Annotated in this window: 13 protein-coding genes and 1 rRNA gene; 8 read left to right on the top strand and 6 right to left on the bottom strand. The window is 68.8% G+C overall.

Annotated elements, in window-relative coordinates:
- Window positions 1-77 precede the first annotated feature (77 nt).
- The 3 genes from ACE3TA_RS16925 (at window position 78) to ACE3TA_RS16915 (ending at window position 3,715) form a co-directional block, all read left to right on the top strand.
- Window positions 78-860: an enoyl-CoA hydratase-related protein gene (locus ACE3TA_RS16925; protein WP_374575484.1), complete on the top strand. Its 783-nt coding sequence runs from the start codon at window positions 78-80 to the stop codon at window positions 858-860.
- A gap of 108 nt (window positions 861-968) precedes the next feature.
- On the top strand, window positions 969-2,624 hold the full coding sequence (locus ACE3TA_RS16920) for a choline dehydrogenase (protein WP_374575483.1): 1,656 nt from the start codon (window positions 969-971) through the stop codon (window positions 2,622-2,624).
- A 128-nt stretch (window positions 2,625-2,752) separates the two neighbouring features.
- Window positions 2,753-3,715: an aldo/keto reductase gene (locus ACE3TA_RS16915; protein ID WP_374575482.1), complete on the top strand. Its 963-nt coding sequence runs from the start codon at window positions 2,753-2,755 to the stop codon at window positions 3,713-3,715.
- Window positions 3,716-3,721: 6 nt separating this feature from the next.
- Here the strand turns inward: ACE3TA_RS16915 and ACE3TA_RS16910 are convergent, their stop codons facing one another.
- Window positions 3,722-4,267 (bottom strand): PAS domain-containing protein, encoded by a 546-nt coding sequence (locus ACE3TA_RS16910; RefSeq protein ID WP_374575481.1) that lies wholly within the window; start codon window positions 4,265-4,267, stop codon window positions 3,722-3,724.
- A gap of 181 nt (window positions 4,268-4,448) precedes the next feature.
- Between ACE3TA_RS16910 and ACE3TA_RS16905 the strand changes: the two genes are divergently transcribed.
- Window positions 4,449-5,294, top strand: coding sequence for a hypothetical protein (locus ACE3TA_RS16905; protein ID WP_374575480.1), 846 nt, complete (start codon window positions 4,449-4,451; stop codon window positions 5,292-5,294).
- 28 nt (window positions 5,295-5,322) lie between these two features.
- Here the strand turns inward: ACE3TA_RS16905 and ACE3TA_RS16900 are convergent, their stop codons facing one another.
- The 4 genes from ACE3TA_RS16900 to hfaA all read right to left on the bottom strand — a co-directional run bounded on the left by ACE3TA_RS16900 (window position 5,323) and on the right by hfaA (window position 10,915).
- On the bottom strand, window positions 5,323-8,220 hold the full coding sequence (locus ACE3TA_RS16900; protein ID WP_374575479.1) for a M16 family metallopeptidase: 2,898 nt from the start codon (window positions 8,218-8,220) through the stop codon (window positions 5,323-5,325).
- Between the two features lie 104 nt (window positions 8,221-8,324).
- The gene (gene hfaD, locus ACE3TA_RS16895; RefSeq protein ID WP_374575478.1) at window positions 8,325-9,560 is read right to left on the bottom strand and encodes a holdfast anchor protein HfaD; all 1,236 of its coding nucleotides are present in this window, start codon (window positions 9,558-9,560) and stop codon (window positions 8,325-8,327) included.
- On the bottom strand, window positions 9,490-10,494 hold the full coding sequence (gene hfaB / locus ACE3TA_RS16890; RefSeq protein ID WP_374575477.1) for a holdfast anchoring protein HfaB: 1,005 nt from the start codon (window positions 10,492-10,494) through the stop codon (window positions 9,490-9,492). The genes hfaD and hfaB overlap by 71 nt, the downstream gene beginning before the upstream one ends.
- A complete protein-coding gene (gene hfaA / locus ACE3TA_RS16885; RefSeq protein WP_374575476.1) occupies window positions 10,484-10,915 on the bottom strand; it encodes a holdfast anchoring protein HfaA in 432 nt (143 codons plus the stop codon). Before hfaA ends, hfaB begins: the two co-directional genes overlap by 11 nt.
- A 167-nt stretch (window positions 10,916-11,082) precedes the next feature.
- Between hfaA and ACE3TA_RS16880 the strand changes: the two genes are divergently transcribed.
- Both ACE3TA_RS16880 and ACE3TA_RS16875 read left to right on the top strand, forming a co-directional pair.
- Window positions 11,083-11,712: a rhomboid family intramembrane serine protease gene (locus ACE3TA_RS16880; RefSeq protein WP_374575475.1), complete on the top strand. Its 630-nt coding sequence runs from the start codon at window positions 11,083-11,085 to the stop codon at window positions 11,710-11,712.
- Between the two features lie 73 nt (window positions 11,713-11,785).
- Complete coding sequence (locus ACE3TA_RS16875; RefSeq protein ID WP_374575474.1) at window positions 11,786-12,214, top strand: CBS domain-containing protein; 429 nt, start codon at window positions 11,786-11,788, stop codon at window positions 12,212-12,214.
- 334 nt (window positions 12,215-12,548) lie between these two features.
- Here ACE3TA_RS16875 and ACE3TA_RS16870 read toward each other — a convergent pair whose 3' ends face one another.
- Complete coding sequence (locus ACE3TA_RS16870; RefSeq protein WP_374575473.1) at window positions 12,549-12,833, bottom strand: hypothetical protein; 285 nt, start codon at window positions 12,831-12,833, stop codon at window positions 12,549-12,551.
- On the opposite strand from ACE3TA_RS16870, the gene ACE3TA_RS16865 reads away from it, so the two are divergent.
- Window positions 12,832-13,113, top strand: a complete 282-nt coding sequence (locus tag ACE3TA_RS16865) for a hypothetical protein (RefSeq protein ID WP_374575472.1) — start codon at window positions 12,832-12,834, stop codon at window positions 13,111-13,113. The genes ACE3TA_RS16870 and ACE3TA_RS16865 overlap by 2 nt on opposite strands.
- A gap of 882 nt (window positions 13,114-13,995) precedes the next feature.
- Window positions 13,996-14,202: ribosomal RNA gene (locus tag ACE3TA_RS16860) — 16S ribosomal RNA — on the top strand; the annotation flags it as partial.

Raw genomic sequence — 14,202 nt, 5'->3', positions numbered from 1 at the left:
ATGGGGCGGCCGACGGGGCCGCTTGACGGACGCTGCGGCGCCTTTGGACCCTGGCGTCCAAACCCAGGGAGGAACCCATGGCCTACGAGTTCATCAAGGTCGAGCGCGACGGACCCGTCACCACCATCATCCTGAACCGGCCCGAGGTGATGAACGCCCTGCATTCGCCGGCGCACTTCGAGCTGGACGAGGCGTTCAACGCCTTCGCCGCCGATCCGGACCAGTGGGTCGGGATCGTCACCGGCGCGGGCGAGCGCGCCTTTTCGGCGGGCAACGACCTGAAGCACCAGGCGAGCGGCGGCAAGATGGGCTCGCCGCCGTCGGGCTTCGCGGGCCTGACCTCGCGGTTCGACCTGAACAAGCCGCTGATCGCGGCGGTGAACGGCGTGGCCATGGGCGGCGGCTTCGAGATCGCGCTCGCCTGCGACCTGATCGTCGCGGCCGAGACGGCCACCTTCGCCCTGCCGGAGCCGCGCGTGGGCCTGGCCGCCCTGGCCGGCGGGCTGCACCGTCTGCCGCGCATGATCGGCCAGAAGCAGGCCATGGGCATGATCCTCACCGGCCGGCGCGTCTCGGCCGCCGAGGGGCTGCAACTGGGCTTCGTCAACGAGGTGGTTCCCGCCGCCGGTCTGATGGCCGCGGCCCAGCGCTGGGCCGCGCAGATCTGCGAGCTGTCGCCCATGTCGATCCGCGCCTCCAAGGAGGCGGTCTACAAGGGCCTGGACGAGCCCACCCTGGAGGCGGCCATCACCGGCCAGATGAAGTATCCGGCGATCCGCGCCCTGTTCACCTCCGAGGACTTCAAGGAAGGACCGATGGCCTTCGCCCAGAAGCGCGCGCCGCAGTGGAAGGGGCGCTAGCCGCCCCGAAATGACGCTGGCGTCACTTTCTGCCGCGCCCGGCCTTGCCTGGCCTGCCAAGGCCTGTAAGGTCCGCGGCAACTAAACATTGTTCAGGGCAGGGGGCGCATGGATCGCTTCGACTACATCATCATCGGCGCGGGCTCGGCCGGCTGCGTGCTGGCCAACCGCCTCACCGAGGACGGCAAGTCCAAGGTCCTGCTGCTGGAGGCCGGCGTCAAAGACAACGCGCTGATGGTGCGCATGCCCGCCGGCGTCGGCCAGATCCTGCCGGAGAAGGGCGTCTACAACTGGGGCTTCTGGACCGAGCCGGAGCCCAACCTGGAGAACCGCAAGCTCTGGTGGCCGCGCGGCAAGGGCTGGGGCGGCTCGTCCTCCATCAACGGGATGATCTACATCCGCGGCCATGCCCGCGACTACGACCAGTGGCGCCAGATGGGCCTGTCCGGCTGGGCCTACAAGGACGTGCTGCCCTACTTCAAGCGCTCCGAATCCCTGGAGGGCGGCGGCGACGCCTGGCACGGCGGCGACGGGCCGCTGAAGGTCTCCAAGGCCTCCACCCCCAACCCGATCTACAAGGCCGCGATCGAGGCCGGCGCCCAGGCCGGCTTCCCGGTGACCAAGGACTTCAACGGCTTCCAGCAGGAAGGCTGGGGCCCCTATCAGATGACCATCCACGACGGCGAGCGCTGGAGCGCGGCCAAGGGTTATCTGCATCCGGCGCTGAACCGTCCGAACCTGACCTGCCTCACCGGCGCGCGCACCAGCCGCATCCTGGTGGAGAACGGCCGCGCCATCGGCGTGGAGTACATCGACGACAAGTCTCGCCAGGCCGTCGTCGTCCACGCGGACAAGGAGGTGCTGCTCTGCGCCGGCGCCGTGCAGTCGCCGCAGATCCTTCAGCTCTCCGGCATCGGCGACCCGGCTGAGCTTTCCAAGCACGGCGTGCCCGTGGTGCACGCCCTCAAGGGCGTCGGCCAGAACCTGCAGGACCACCTGGACTGCACGCTCTCCTGGGAATGCCCCCAGCCGATCACGCTCTATTCCCAGCGCAAGGGCTTCAAGACCCTGCTGGTGGGGCTCAACTACCTCCTCTTCAAGCAGGGGATCGGCCGCCAGAACTTCCTGGAATCCGGCGCCTTCCTGAAGTCGCGCCCCGATCTCGACCGGCCGGACCTGCAGATCCACACCGTGCTCGCCATCATGCAGGAGCACGGCAAGGTGCAGGTGGAGAAGGACGGCTTCACCTTCCACGTCTGCCAGCTCCGCCCCGAAAGCCGCGGCCACATCGGCCTGCGCTCGGCCGATCCGTTCGACGATCCGGCGATCTTCGCCAACTACCTGTCGGCCGAGGAAGACAAGCGCGCCATGCGCGAGGGCGTGAAGATGATGCGCAAGGTGGCCGAGCAGCCGGCGCTGGCGCCCTACCGCTCCGTGGAGTTCTCGCCGGGCGCGGGCGTGCAGACCGACGACGAGATCGACGCCTGGATCCGCCGCACGGGCGAGACGATCTATCACCCCGTCGGTACCTGCAAGATGGGCGTGGACGGCGACGCCATGGCCGTGGTCGACGCCGAGCTGAAGGTCCGGGGCGTCGCAGGCCTTCGCGTGGTGGACGCCTCGGTCATGCCCACCCTGGTCGGCGGCAACACCAACGCCCCGACGATCATGATCGCCGAAAAGGCCTCGGACATGATCCGCGGCAGGGCCGCCCTGCCGGCGGACGAGGCCCCCGTCTACGACGGCGAGGTCCAGGCCGCCTGAAAAGCGGCCGGCCGCGCTTGACGCTGGCCGGCCGCCGTAGTCCGATTCAATCGATAGCGCAGGCGGGCCCCTGATCGCGCCCGCCCGCGACGAACCATTTTGAATCAGGACATTTCAGGGAGGCCGTCATGGAATTGCGCAGGCTCGGGCGTTCGGACCTCAAGATCGCGCCCTTGGTGTTGGGCGGCAACGTTTTCGGCTGGACCGCCGACGAGAAGACCTCGTTCGCCATCCTCGACGCCTTCGTCGACGCCGGCTTCAACTGCGTGGACACCGCCGACGTCTATTCGCGCTGGGCGCCGGCCGGGGGCGGGGCCTCCGAGACCGTGATCGGCAAGTGGTTCAAGGAGGGCGGCAAGCGCGACAAGGTCGTCCTGGCCACCAAGTTCGGCATGGAGATGGGCGAGGGCATGAAGGGCCTGTCGGCCAGGTACATGGCCGAGGCGGTGGAGGCCTCGCTGAAGCGGCTGCAGACCGACTACATCGACCTCTACCAGTCGCACCGCGACGACGCCGACACGCCCCAGGAGGAGACCGCCGAGGCCTTCGACAAGCTGGTGAAGGCCGGCAAGGTGCGCGTCATCGGCGCGTCCAACTTCGAGCCCGCCCGCCTGAAGTCGGCGCTCGACGTCAGCACGGCGAACGGCTGGGCGCGCTACGAGAGCCTCCAGCCGCTCTACAATCTCTATGACCGCGCCGGCTTCGAGGCCGGGCTGCAGAAGGTCTGCATCGACGAGGAGGTCGGCGTGATCCCGTTCTACGGGCTCGCCTCGGGCTTCCTGACCGGCAAGTACCGCTCCGAGGCGGACTTCTCCAAGAGCCCGCGCGGCGGGCGCATGGGCTCCTACCTCAACGATCGCGGCAAGCGGATCCTGGCGGCGCTCGACCGGGTCTGCGAGGCGCATGGCGCGACGCAGGCGCAGGTCGCCCTGGCCTGGGTGATGGCCCAGCCCGGGCTCACCGGGCCGATCGCCAGCGCCACCAGCGTCGCCCAGCTTGAAGATCTGATGGGGTCGGCCAGGCTCAAGCTCTCGCCGGCCGAGCTCGCTGATCTCGACAAGGCCAGCGCGCCGGAACCGGCGGGCGCCTAGCGAGGCCTAGGCGATGCGCCGGCCGTCCAGCGCGGCCAGGCGCACGCGCGGCAGCGATTCGTTCGACGCCCCGGCGCTGCGGATGACGCGCACCTCGAATTCGCCGACCGGCCGGTCTTGCAGCCGCGAGACCAGGGTCAGGGGCTGATAGAGCCCTAGGAAGCGGTCGGGGCCGCCGTCCGAACCCGTCAGCGGCGCGAACAGGATCTCCATGTCGATGGCCGCGTCCTCGGCGCGCGCCTCGACGGTGGCGACGATCGGCTCGGGCTTGCGCCGCGCCATCTCCAGCGCCGCCTGCAGGCCCAGCCGGTCCGCCGGGCGGAAGAGCGACAGAAGGTTGCGCCCGCGCAGGTCGCGCTGGTGCAGCTCGCGCACGAAGCCGCCGACCAGCCGGATCGGATAGACGCCCGAGGCTTCGCGGCCGGCCATCAGCACCTGCGGCGCCAGGGGCGCGAAATCCCCCGGATCGATGTCCTGGCGTGATGGTGAACGCCCGTCGAGCGAGTGCGCGCGCCAATAGTCTATCAACTTGTGTGTGCTCAAATGAAACATCGACATCGCTGCGCGGCTTGGATCGCGGCCCTGGAAACGGCCGCACGGGGCTTGCAGCGAGAAGCGGGCCAGCCTTGGCGCGTCCTCGGGCGGGACAGGGGCTGGAAGGGGATTTTGTCAGGGGCGCGTTCCGCAGCCCTCAGTTTGAGCTGTTGAGGCCGACCGTATGGAAGGGCTGTCCATGAAGGCGCGTTCGACCCTGTTGGGCTTGTTCCTGGGCTTCGGCCTTCTGCTCTTCGCCGCTGGCGCGCCGGCCGAGGCGCTGGCGCAGTGCTGCACCACGCCCACCCCGCCGACCTGCTGCACCACGCCGACGCCGCCCACCTGCTGCACCAACACCACGCCGCCGACCTGCTGCCACACGATCAACGTGCCGGGGGTGACGGTGAACGTGGCCTCCACCGTGGTGGTCAACGCCGGGGCTTCGGCCGTGGCCGGCGCGCGCGCGGGCGCCTCGTCCTCGGCCGGTTCGGTCGTCTACTACGGCGGGGGCGGCGGCTACGGCTACTATTCGCCGCCGGTCACGACCGGCCTTGTCCAGCTCAACGTCGAGGGCGGCAGGAAGCGCACGGCCTACGAGGCCAGCCGCACCCGCACCCGCCGCGTGATCATCCAGGCCGTCTGCATCGACGACCGCCAGGTGCCGCACCCGGCCTCCCAGGTGCGCCCGGAGCGCGACGTGGCCGACGACTACGACGGCGAGATGTACCGCTGCATCGCCGGCACCTGGCTGCAATGGACCGTCGCCGACTTCGACGGCAAGATCGACTTCTCCGGCGGCAAGACCATGGCCTGCGACAAGAACCAGGCCCTCTACCACGCGCCGGGCGGCAAGGTGGAATGCCGCCGCCAGAAGCCCGCCCGCGACTGCAACGAGCGCTCGCTGCTGCGTCGCTTCGGCGCCGGCATCAAGGTCCTGACCTTCATCTCGACCGAGACCTACACGGCCTATCGCGAAGAGGAGGAGGCCTCGTCCTACTCCTCGAGCATGAGCCTGGACGGCGGCGTCGGCGGCATCGCCTACTAGCGCTCCGCGCGCGAGCCGCCGCCGCGCCTCAAGGCTGCGGCCTCACCTCCAGCGTCCAGGCCTTGTCGTCGCGCAGATAGGTCTGCGCCGCGCGGCGCACGTCGTCGGCGCTCACCCGCTCGGTCCCCGCGACGGCGGCCCGGATCTCGTCGAGCCGGCGCGGATCGGCCTGCGCGCCCGAGAGTTCGTGCAGCCAGTAGCCGTTGGTCTCGCGGGCCTTTTCGATCTGGTCGATGCGCGGCTTCTTGGCCCGCTCCAGTTCGTCTGGGCTCGCGTCCTTGGCGGCCAGTTCGGCGGCGATCTGCCTGGCGTCGGTGAAGAACGACGCCAGCTTGGCCGGCGGCACCTCCACGCTGGCGGCCACATAGCCCCAGCCCGGCCAGACCAGGCTGTGGTTGTAGGTCACCGAGGGCGAGTAGGTCGCCCCCTGCGCCTCGCGCAGCTCGTCGATCAGGCGCAGGCGCATCACCTCGGCCATCACCGCGGTGTCGCGCGCGCCCTGCGGGTCGGCGAAGAAGTCCTTGGTCGGCCAGGCGATGTAGCCGATCGCCTGGTCCTTGCGCCCCTTGTGCGTCAGCTCCACCGGCGAGCTCACCGGGGCGGGGAAGGCGACCTGGAGCTGGCTCGGCGACGGCGGGGCCGCGGCGGGCCGCGGGGGCAGGGCGCCGAAGGTGCGCGCCGCCGCCTCGATCGCCTTGTCCACGGTCGTGTCGCCGACGATCACCACCTCCACCGGACCGCTGGCCATCGGCCCGGCCACCTGGCGCTTCAGTTCGTCCAGGCTGCTGTGCTCGATCTCCGACTTGCTGGGGAAGGTCCAGCGCCGGTCGCCGGTGTGCATCAGCCCGGGCAGGTCGCGTTTCAGCACCCCGCCGTCCGTGGCCGTGTACTGCTCGTTGATCGTGGCGCCGGCGGTCTTGATCCGCTCGAAGGCCTGCGGCCGCCAGCCCGGATCGGTCAGATAGGCGGCCAGCACTTCGAGCTGGGTGTCCAGGCTCTCGGGCCGCGTGCCGCCGGAAAGCACGAAGGCGTCGTCCGTGACCGAGAAGCTGGCCCCGTAGTATTTCGAGGCCAGCACGCGCTCCATGTCCTCGGCGCTGATCTTGCCGAGGCCGCCTTCCACATAGGCGCCGGCGGCCCAGGCCGCGTTCTGCTTGTCCTTCGGCAGGTCCTGCAGCCCGTCGCCCACGTTCACCCGCACCAGGATCTGGTCGTCGGCGAACTTGGTCGGCTTGATCGTCAGCCGCACGCCGTTCTCGAAGCGCACGAACACCGTGTCCAGGTCGACCACGTCCTTGCGCTCGGCCACCTTGCCGGGCGCGCCGAAGCTCTCGTACGGCCAGGTCACCACCGAGGGCGCGGTCGGCGGCGTCACGGCCACCTTCTGCGAATCCGCCAGCGCCGAGAGCAGGGTGGCCTCCCCGCCTTCGATCGCCGTCGGCGAGGTGACGAACAACAGCGGCCCGCCGCCCTGGAAGGCGGCCTTCAGGGCGGCGGAGACCTCGTCGGCCTTCAGGCCTTTGACCGTGTCCTCGAAGAAGGCCAGGTCCTGCGCGGGATCGGTCACCACCTCGTCGTCGTCCAGCGAGCCGACGATGTCGGCGGCGATCGCGGCGGGCGGACGGGTGGCCGCGCCGGCGGCGTCGGCCTTCAGGCTCGCCCGGACTTCCTCGATCTCGCGGTCCAGCTCGTCCTGGCGCACGCCGTACTGCACGGCGCGGCGTTCCTCGCGGTCCACCGCCGCCAGCGCCTCGCGCCAGTGGTCCTGCTGCACGTTGGCCGTGATCATGGTCACGCGCGCGGCGTCGTATTCATCGCCCTTGAAGGCCGCGGCCCCGATGAACGGCGGATCGGCCGAACGCGACAGCGCCGAGAAGCGCCGGTTCAGCACGGCGAAGCCCAGCTTTTCGATCAGGTCGCGCCGCCGTTCGGCCTTGGTGTCCGGGTTCAGGTCCGGCGGACCCATCCAGGCGAGCTGCAGGGAGGGCGGCGCGCCGGGCTCCACGTCCAGCATGGCCTCGGTGTCGCGCTTGGCCACCGGCCCCATGTCCGGATCGCCGCCGGCGGGGCCGACGCCCGTCCAGTCGCCGAAGCGCGCGCGGATCTTGGCCTCCATCGCGTCGACGTCGAAGTCGCCGACCGCCACCAGCACGGCTCGGTCGGGACGGTAGTAGGCGTGGTAGAAGCTGGCGATGCGCGAGGCCGGCGCATGCTCCAGCACGTCCACCTGGCCGATCGGCAGCCGCGTGGGCGGGCGCTGGCCCTTCAGGAAGAAGGCCTGCCGCGCCTTGTAGACCCGGTAGGACGGCGTATCGCGGGCGCGTTCCTCCGACAGCACGACGCCGCGCTCGCGGTCCACCGCGTCCGGCGCGATCGTGAGGTTGCCGGCCACCTCGCGCATCAGCATCAGGCTGGTGTCCACCGTCTCGTCGTCGGTGCGCGGCAGGTCGAGCTTGTAGACCGTCTCGTCGAAGTCGGTGGAGGCGTTGGTGTCCGCCCCGAAGGCCAGCCCCAGCCGCTCCAGGATCTTCACCATGTCGCCCTCGGGGACGGCCTTGGAGCCGTTGAACGCCATGTGCTCCAGGAAGTGGGCCAGGCCCTGCTGGTCGTCGGTCTCCATCAGCGAGCCGGCGTCGATGCGCAGGCGGATCGCCGCCTGCCCCGGCGGCGTGGTCTGGCGGCGGATGGCGTAGCGCATGCCGTTGGGCAGGGCGCCGAAGCGGATGTCGGGATCGGCGGCGAGGTCGGAAACCGCCTGCGGCCACTGGCCGGGCTTGAGCTTGATCCGCTCGTGCTGTTCTGCGCCGAACGTCGGCAGGGACAGCTTGGGCAGGCGCGGCGCGCCCTCGGCGGCGCCGGCCGCGGCGCACGCGGCCATGAGCGCGGCGGCGGCGAGACCGGCCGCCGCGCGCAGGGAACGATTCATCGAGGAGTCCTGGGTGTTTCCGACAAGGTCGCGCACCATCGCCGCGCGGCGTGGCTATCGCAAGGCCGCATGGTGGCGAAGGTTTCAGGCCGGAAGCACGGGCCTTAGGAGCCGGACTTGCTCATATAGTAGGTGGCGCTGTTGCCCACGGCGGTGGCCACGCCGTTCACCGAGCGGGCGTAGCCGTTGACGGTCACGGTGTTGGTGGCGCCCACGTCCACGTTGTTGGTCTGGCGGCTTTCCACGCTCATGCCGTAGCAGGTGCTGCAGGCGTAGCCGGTGGCCGAGTTGCCCATGGCGGTGGCCGAGGAGGTGGCGTCGTAGCCCTGGTAGCCGGTGAAGCTGGCCACCGCCTCCACGCCGCCGCCGTCGTTCACCTGGGCGTTGTCCAGCACGAGCTGGCCGTTCAGGTCGCCGGCCAGCATCGAGTTGCCGACGCTGAGCGCGCTGACGTTGGTGTCGCTGAACAGGTAGCTGGAGTTCTCGGCCTGGGCCCGCATGTAGGACTGGTTGTATTGGTCGTTGGTCACGTCCAGCAGCGGGCCGTCGTTGGTGGCGGTCACGTTGTTGCCGCTGGCCGTGGCCGCGGTGGTGGCCAGGTAGGAGTTGCCGAAGGCGGTGAACTGGGCCGCCTGGGTCACGCCGGCGTAGTTGCGCTGGGTGATGATCATCCGCTCGGCGGCGCTGTAGCTGCCGGTGCTGGTGACGTTGTTGGCCGTGGTGGTGGCCGCGAACACCGAGGTGCCGGTGGTGTGGCCGATCACGCCGCCGCCGTCGGACTCCACCTGGGCGTTGTTGGTCTGGTTCACGCGCACGCCGGAGGCGGCGTAGCTCTGCCCCAGGCCCTGGCTGTTGCCCACCGCCTGGACCGAGGCGCTCACGTCGCCCATCTCCGCGTCGGGCGCCTCGATATGGCTGTGGCCGTAGATCGAGACGGGATCGGTGTTCTGGGTGAAGACGCCGGTCATGGTCGCGCCGCCGGCGATGGAGGAATCGCCGGTGTTGCCCGTCGCCGCGGTGCTCAGGGTTGTGGACGGCCCGCCGTAGGAGGCCACGTTCAGCCGGGTGTCGGCGTTCACGTCGCCCATCGTCGTCTGGTTCGAGCGGATGTCGACGTTCCGGCCGTCGGACGAGCCGGTGTAGCTGTTGGCGGTCGCCGTCGTCGTGGCCGTGGTCGATTGCTCGACCTCGACCACGTCGAGCGTCTGGTTGGCCGTGACGGAGCCGACCTGGACCTGGTCGTTCAGGACGAAGTCAGGGTCTTCCTGACTAATAGCGACCCCGGACGGCAGGATCGCGACGAGCGTTCCAGCGAGAAGGATCTTCGCGGGTGTGCGCATTGTTGGTGTCCACGTTGTTGTAGGCGGGCACGTAGGCGCCGGTGAGGCCCACGGTGCTCGTCTCCAGCGGGTCGGTCTTCAGGCAGGCCTGCGGTCCGGGCATGCCGTAGAGGTTGGCGGTCATCTCCACGATCGCGCGCTCCACCAGCGAGCGCACGGCCAACTGGATGGGCTCCAGCGCGCCTTCGCCGGCGGACAGGTCGAAGACGTTGCCGTTCAGGAAGTCGAACATCCCCAGCCCGACTTCATGGCCGACGATCTGCTTCTGGTAGGAGATGACGTCGACCACCTCGAGCGTGCGGGTGTTCACCAGCCGCAGGTCCAGGCCCACGTTCATCACGAAGAGGCGGCCGGTGGCCGTGCCCTTGAAGTCGGTGGCGTCGGGATCGCCCCCGGCCAGGTCGAAGCCGGACGAGCGGATGTTGAAGTTCAGCTCGGTGATGCCCCCGGCCACGTAGAAGTCGGAGCCCGGCACCTGGCCGGCCAGGATGCGGCGGTACTCGGCCGGCATGTTCGGCGCCGGATTGGGATGGTCGGAGATCAGCTTGTTGTTGGCGTACTTCAGCTCCAGCTCCGAGACGCTGGTGTCGTAGCGCTCCACCAGCGGCACCCCGGCCTTGGCGAAGGCCGACATGGCCATCAGCGAGGCGCCCTGGGTGATCTTGCGGCCGCTGCCGTCGGATTCGTACTTGCCGGTGTAGTCGGCTATCCGCCCGACCGCGATGCGCGGGGCCGAGATGTGGTTGGCCCGCGCGTAGGTCGCCTCGCACACCAGGGCGGCGGAGTAGGGGGTGGGATTGGCCGTGACCGGCGCGTTGCCGGCCGGGCGCGCGTAGTTGCCGTTGGGGCCGGCTGAGGGCGATGCGCACCCGGCCAGCGCCATGGCGGCGGCGCTGACCAGCGCGGCCGTCCGGCCCAAGCGATTACTGACCATTGCCAACCCCCGAATTCAGGTTTGAGGTCGCCGTCACGTTCCCGTTGTTGGTCTGCGTCGAGTTGACGATGACGGTGTTGTTGCTGCCCTGGGTCACGACCACCAGGTTGTTGCCGATGGCGCTGGCGCCGCCCACGGCGCCGACGCCGGCATAGGCGTCGCCCGCCCCCCACGCGCTGGTGAAGCTCGACTGGTCCTTGCCGGTCAGGATCAGGCCGTCGACGATCACCCGGTTGCCGTTGGCGTCGCGGGTGGACACGTCCACCGGCTGGTTCTCTTGTCCGGCGGTGCGGCCGTAGCCGGCGTTGTAGGACGCCGAGTTGGCTGACATGGTCTGGGCGGCCGCTTGGGTCGCCAGCAGGAGAGCGGCGCCCGCGCCCAGACAAATGCGGCGCGCCATATCGGAGCTGACGGGGATCATCGGACTTGAGTACTCCGCGATGGACGGACGAAATGCCGCCGCCTGACGCTTGGCGGCGTCGCGCCAAGGCCGGACAACGCCTAATTAGGCGCTTGCAACCCTCGCGATTTGGTTAAGGCCGCGCCGCCTGCGACCATTCTTCACCGACCCCGATCCAGGAGCCCGCTTTGAGCGCACAGCGCGAACCGATCTTCAACGCCCCTTGGCCCGCCTTGGCGATCGTGGCCGCGATCGTCGGCGGCTACGCCCTGCAGAGCCTGTTTCCCCAGGACCCGATCATCGCCCGATATGGTTTCTCGCCCGCCGGATTCGCCGCCGGCGAGCGGGCGAGCGTGGTCACCGCGCTCTTCATACATGGGGGCTGGGCGCATGCGCTGATGAATGCGGCCGGCGCGCTGGCGTTCGGCGCGCCGGTGGCGCGCCTGTTCGGCCTGCGCGTGGCGGGCGTCGCGGCCTTCTTCGCCTTCTATCTAATATGCGGGGTGATCTCGATCTGGAGCTACGCCCTGATCCACCCGGGCGCGCAGATCATCCTGGTGGGCGCCTCGGGGGCGGTGTCCGGCCTGATGGGGGCGGTCTCGCGGCTGCTGGCCGGGCGCGGCCGGCTGGGGCCGTTCCTGAGCGCGCCGGTGATCGGCATGGCCGCGGCCTGGGTGATCATCAACCTGCTGGTGGCCGTGCTCGGCCTCACGCCGGGGATGGGCCAGACGCCGGTGGCCTGGGAGGCGCACCTGACGGGCTACGCCGCCGGCCTGCTGCTTGTCGGCCCGTTCGCCTGGGCGCTGCGCCGGAGCTGACACGAGCTGTTGCATTGATTTCCCTCCAATTCCGCGTAACGCTGCTCGGCGGGGATAAGGGAGGAAACGAAATATGCTGGTGTCCCAGATCCTTAAGACCAAAGGCGACCTCGTGTTCACGGCCGCCCCTGGCGATACGGTCGCGGCTGTCGCGGCCCTGCTCCATTCCAGGCGCGTGGGCGCGTTGATCGTGCTCGAGGGCGACCGCGTGGCCGGAATCGTCTCCGAGCGCGACATCGTGCGGATCATCGCCGAGGGCGGCGCCGAGAGCCTGACGCGGCCGGTGTCGGCCTGCATGACGCGCGAGGTGTTCTACGCCGAGCCGGGCGAGACCCTCGATTCCTTGCTGACGCGCATGACCGACCGGCGCATCCGCCACCTGCCGGTCTGCAAGGACGAACGGCTCCTGGGCATCGTCTCCATCGGCGACCTGGTGAAGTGGAAGATCTCCGAGGTCGAGGCCGAGGCGGACAACCTGAAGGCCTATATCGCCACCGGGTGAGGGCGGGGCGTCCGTCGCCGGCGAAGGCGCGTCGCTGGGCCAATGTTCTTTATTTGTTCTTGACGTTCGAGCGGCCCTGGCTCAGGGTTGAACGCGCGCCGCCTGGCGGCGGCGTGTCGCGGTCGCGTTCCCCGGGAGCATGCAATGGTCTTCGAGGTCTCACGGCGAAGCGGCCGTCCTGACGCCAGGTCCGGAGGCGGAGCTGGAGCCGACGGCGGGGCTGCGTCCTCCCTTCAGGAGCCCCAGAAGACCTTGGAAGATCGCCTGCAAACATCGCGGGCAAGATCTGGAACGCGCCGAACACGGCCCTGGGGCTCGGCTATGGCCTGGCCAGCTATAGACTTGGAATGCCGATGCAAATTGGCGAGGACAAGCGGGAGGCGGCCAGGCCCGCGATCGGGGTCGGCGACGACGCGATCCGGTTCATCAACAATCCCCTGGGCGGGGCGGGGGCGATGATGCGCCGGCGGCTGGGGGCGGCGTCGATGTCGGCGGCGATCGCCTCGGGATTGGCGGGGTGCGACTCGTTTCCAAGGATCCGTGTGACGAACACAACGGACGCCGAGGTTTTCGTGAGGGGAAGGCCGGCTGGCGAGTGACGTGACCGGGGCGTCTCCATGGGAGCGCGCCGTCCCAAGGCTCTTTTCGCAAGTCGTCCGGATGACGTGCTTCAACTCACGTCAGGCGGTTGCGACTACGAGTGCGGATCGTTGTGGGGCCTGTGGAAGACCAATTTCGAGCGGCGCGGCCTCAATGCGCCGCCGCGAACGGCGACGATCAGTCCGGAATTCTCCATCCAGCTTGAGCTGCCCGACGAGGACATGGGGATCGCCGCCGCCGGCCGGGTTGAACGGGGCGGAACGCTCACGATCACGCCGACCTCCAGGTCGCGTTCATAGGCAAGCCGCGCTCATAGGGCGCGCGATCATTCGGTCAGGCGCCTGGCGGCGTCGCCCCCATTTCATCCACAGCCTCGCGCAGGTCGTCGAAAAACGGCTGTTGACTCGGCGGGCCGCCTGAACGAAATAGCGCCCCTCGCCGGAACGGGCGGCCACTGAAGCGAAGCACCTGGCCATAAGGCCTTGAAAATCCTTCAGAAAGCCGAACCGGGAAGGCGGGCGGTCGCATCTTCGCGGCGCGGTTCGGGCCTCGGCCTGGAACTGGCGTTCACGGAGATCCTTTTCCGCCAGGCCCCGGTTTCCGGGGCGCGGCGAAAAAGCTGGAAACAGGCGATTGACTCCCAGAGGTGAGGCGACTAGATACGCCGCTCCTCGCTCGGGGCGGAAGCCCAGAGGGGAGGAAGTCACGGAGTTGAAAAATTCCTTGATTTTCTCGCCACTGACGCTAAATTCCCGAGCCTCAATCGAATCGCTACGGACTGAATGAGGGAAGCCCCTCGGCGGCCCACAGCGATTTTTGCGCCCAAATCCCAGAAATGGGGGGTGCAAAAAAGTCCGAAAGGGCCGATTGACACCCCGGGAGCCGGCGACTAGATAGCCGCTCCTCGCCGCCGCCGGGCGTTATCGGCGGGGTCGGCGGAAGCCGGTCACGGTCTTTGACATCGTTGATTTGGAAAGAGAAACGCAGGCGGCGGCGTCCTGGCGATGGTCCTAACCAGACCATCTCGACGCTGACTAATCTGCGGTCTCTTGAAAGACACCATGAATATGGGTCTTCGGGTTCGCCCGAAGGCCGATGTGAATGGGAACTCGTCAAGAACTACGTAGACCAATGCCAAGTGGTCCTTCGGGACCGCGAAACGTTGGGTCAGAATGTCAACTCAACCTGAGAGTTTGATCCTGGCTCAGAGCGAACGCTGGCGGCAGGCCTAATACATGCAAGTCGAACGCACCTTCGGGTGAGTGGCGGACGGGTGAGTAACGCGTGGGAACGTGCCCTTTGGTACGGAACAACTGAGGGAAACTTCAGCTAATACCGTATGTGCCCTTCGGGGGAAAGATTTATCGCCATTGGAGCGGCCCGCGTTG

Source organism: Phenylobacterium sp. (assembly GCF_041916435.1).
In the GTDB taxonomy this organism is placed as follows: Bacteria; Pseudomonadota; Alphaproteobacteria; order Caulobacterales; family Caulobacteraceae; genus Phenylobacterium.
Note: the sequence above shows the minus strand (reverse complement) of the source record. Positions and strands in the feature narration are given on the sequence as shown.

Bases quoted from the DNA above. Each gene is read 5' to 3' on its own strand.
- ACE3TA_RS16925 (WP_374575484.1), top strand. From the start codon at position 78: ATGGCCTACGAGTTCATCAAGGTCGAGCGCGACGGACCCGTCACCACC.
- ACE3TA_RS16920 (WP_374575483.1), top strand. From the start codon at position 969: ATGGATCGCTTCGACTACATCATCATCGGCGCGGGCTCGGCCGGCTGC.
- ACE3TA_RS16915 (WP_374575482.1), top strand. From the start codon at position 2,753: ATGGAATTGCGCAGGCTCGGGCGTTCGGACCTCAAGATCGCGCCCTTG.
- ACE3TA_RS16910 (WP_374575481.1), bottom strand. From the start codon at position 4,267: ATGTTTCATTTGAGCACACACAAGTTGATAGACTATTGGCGCGCGCAC.
- ACE3TA_RS16905 (WP_374575480.1), top strand. From the start codon at position 4,449: ATGAAGGCGCGTTCGACCCTGTTGGGCTTGTTCCTGGGCTTCGGCCTT.
- ACE3TA_RS16900 (WP_374575479.1), bottom strand. From the start codon at position 8,220: ATGAATCGTTCCCTGCGCGCGGCGGCCGGTCTCGCCGCCGCCGCGCTC.
- hfaD (WP_374575478.1), bottom strand. From the start codon at position 9,560: ATGCGCACACCCGCGAAGATCCTTCTCGCTGGAACGCTCGTCGCGATC.
- hfaB (WP_374575477.1), bottom strand. From the start codon at position 10,494: ATGGTCAGTAATCGCTTGGGCCGGACGGCCGCGCTGGTCAGCGCCGCC.
- hfaA (WP_374575476.1), bottom strand. From the start codon at position 10,915: ATGATCCCCGTCAGCTCCGATATGGCGCGCCGCATTTGTCTGGGCGCG.
- ACE3TA_RS16875 (WP_374575474.1), top strand. From the start codon at position 11,786: ATGCTGGTGTCCCAGATCCTTAAGACCAAAGGCGACCTCGTGTTCACG.
- ACE3TA_RS16865 (WP_374575472.1), top strand. From the start codon at position 12,832: ATGGGAGCGCGCCGTCCCAAGGCTCTTTTCGCAAGTCGTCCGGATGAC.
- ACE3TA_RS16870 (WP_374575473.1), bottom strand. From the start codon at position 12,833: ATGGAGACGCCCCGGTCACGTCACTCGCCAGCCGGCCTTCCCCTCACG.